Consider the following 2,302-nt stretch of genomic DNA (forward strand, 5'->3'; position numbering starts at 1 on the left):
GTGTCACTCCAAGCAGCTTCAAAGCGTTGGCGAGCATCCGGATGCCCTGTGCCTGTTTCTTGGCGGCGCAGTACCGGTTGCCCTTTCTCTGAAGTGCCTTTGCCGCGGTGACCTGCGTTGCCGTGGCGTGGGTTTCGAGGGCTTCATCAAATTGGTGGCTGAGATTGGCGCACCGTTCGCTCCGGGTTGTGGGCGTCACCTTTGCGTCTGATTGTCCGACAGCGGCAGTGACCAGGCCAAGGCCCAGCAACGCACCCAACAAACTGATCGACAACCTTGGCATCGGTTTATCCGTAAACCCGGAGACTAGCGTCGCAGCCGATGACCTGACCGCCACGAGACCAGTTATGCCTTTGAAATTTTTCAGGAGTTTTTCTGAACTGTAGAATTTTGTTTCTGGATTGTGTCTGAGAAAGCCGGTGTGGACCCATCATCACCACTGGCCAACATATGGCCTGAATTCTATCGTGTGGGTTGCGACAGAACGGCTTGGCACTCAACAATGACAGGGCTGCTGTGAAATCCGACGCACACATACTGATTGTCGACGACGACAAGGGCATCCGCGACCTGCTGCAGGAATTCTTCCAGAAGCGGGGCCTGCACACCTCGGTTGCCGCCGACGGCATCGAGATGGAGACCATCCTGCGCCGCACGCAGGTGGATCTCATCGTCCTCGACGTGATGCTGCCCGGCAAGAGCGGGCTGGAGCTGTGCCGCGACCTGCGCGCCCAGTATTCGACGCCGATCATCATGCTGACCGCCGTCACCGAGACGACCGACCGCGTCGTCGGTCTGGAGATGGGCGCCGACGATTATGTGCCCAAACCCTTCGACCCGCGCGAGCTTTTGGCGCGCATCCGCGCCGTGCTGCGGCGCAATGGCGCCGCCGAGCCCAAGCGCGCCACCACCAAGCAGATCTACCGCTTCGCCGGCTGGACGATGGACTGTTCGCGCCGCCGGCTGATCGCACCCGACGATGTCAGGGTCGAGCTAACCATGGCCGAATTCAACCTGCTGCAGACCTTCGTCAAGAGCGCGCAGCGTGTGCTGACCCGCGACCAGCTCATCGAACTCTCCGGCGGCGACAGCGACTACTCCTTCGACCGCAGCATCGACATCCTGGTCAGCCGGTTGCGGCGCAAGATGGAAGACGACCCGAAAACGCCCAAGCTGATCCTGACCGTGCGTAGCGGCGGCTATCAGTTCTTGCCCGAGACGACCTCCGAATGAGACGTTTCCTGCCGCAGACCCTGCCTGTCTGGGTGCTGCTGATCGTCATCGCCGGCCTGTTGATCAGCCAGGTCGCGACCCTTTACATTGTGTCGCGCGACCGTGCCGCCGCCAACGACGTCGTCGACCTCTATCGCCTCAACGACCGTGCCTTCTCGCTGGTGCAGCTGATGCATGACGCCAGTCCGGACCAACGCAAGGCGACGGCGACCGGCCTGTTCAACTCGACTTACGCGCTCACCGTCTCGGACACGCCGGCGGTCACCTCGTCGATCGCAAGCGACGACCAACTGGCCGAGCTCGAAGACATTCTCGTTGGCCGGCTGTCGAAGTTCGGCATCACAGATGCACGCGTGCGGCGCGATCCGGCGACGCGCGAGGCCGACGACGCCAACGGCACGGCGCCGGGACCCGATATCGGCCAGGTAGAGCGCGACCTTCTGGTGCTGGCAGCCGACTTCGCCCAAAGCGATAAATTGACGGCGTCGCTACGCTTCGCCGACGGCCAATGGCTGAACTTCACCGAGCCAATCACGCCGGTCGGTCCGATCCTGAGCTTCGACAGCCTGCCGCTCTACTCGCTGATCGCCGGCCTGGTGGTGATCATGTCGATCTGGTCGCTGCGCCGGCTTAGGGCGCCCTACCGGATGATGGAAACCGCCGTGAACCGGATCGGCAAGGACCTGAAGAGCCCGCCAATCGCTGAAGGCGGCAGCCGCGAGGTCCGTGCCGCCGCCAAGGCGATCAACGCCATGCAGACCCGGTTGCGCGAATATGTCGAGGACCGCGAGCATCTGGCGGCGGCACTGGCGCATGACCTGCGCACGCCGATGACCAGGATGCGCCTGCGCCTGGAACTGTTGCGCAAGTCGGCGGTTCGCGAGGCGCTGGCGCACGACCTCGCCGATGTCGAAAGCATCGCCAGCTCGGTGATCGACTTCGCCACCTTCGAGGTGACGGAGGAGAAGAACGAACGCATCGACTTCTGGTCGCTCGTGGAATCAATCGCCGACAGCTATGACGACGTCTCGTTCGACGACGATACCCGTTCGCGCGGCCTCATCTGCAT

3 protein-coding genes are annotated in these 2,302 nt (G+C 62.6%); 2 read left to right on the forward strand and 1 reads right to left on the reverse strand.

Going from position 1 to position 2,302, the window contains the following annotated elements; all coding sequences use genetic code 11:
• Positions 1-283: hypothetical protein (locus tag EN935_RS31790; protein ID WP_127374006.1), on the reverse strand; the 283-nt coding region annotated here is incomplete at its 3' end.
• 233 nt (positions 284-516) lie between these two features.
• On the opposite strand from EN935_RS31790, the gene EN935_RS31795 reads away from it, so the two are divergent.
• Both EN935_RS31795 and EN935_RS31800 read left to right on the forward strand, forming a co-directional pair.
• A complete protein-coding gene (locus tag EN935_RS31795) occupies positions 517-1,233 on the forward strand; it encodes a response regulator transcription factor (protein WP_109661267.1) in 717 nt (238 codons plus the stop codon).
• On the forward strand, positions 1,230-2,302 hold a 1,073-nt coding region (locus EN935_RS31800), incomplete at its 3' end, for a HAMP domain-containing protein (protein WP_127374007.1). The genes EN935_RS31795 and EN935_RS31800, both read left to right, overlap by 4 nt.

It is taken from the genome of Mesorhizobium sp. M7D.F.Ca.US.004.03.1.1 (assembly GCF_003998635.1).
GTDB classification, from domain to species: Bacteria; Pseudomonadota; Alphaproteobacteria; order Rhizobiales; family Rhizobiaceae; genus Mesorhizobium; species Mesorhizobium loti.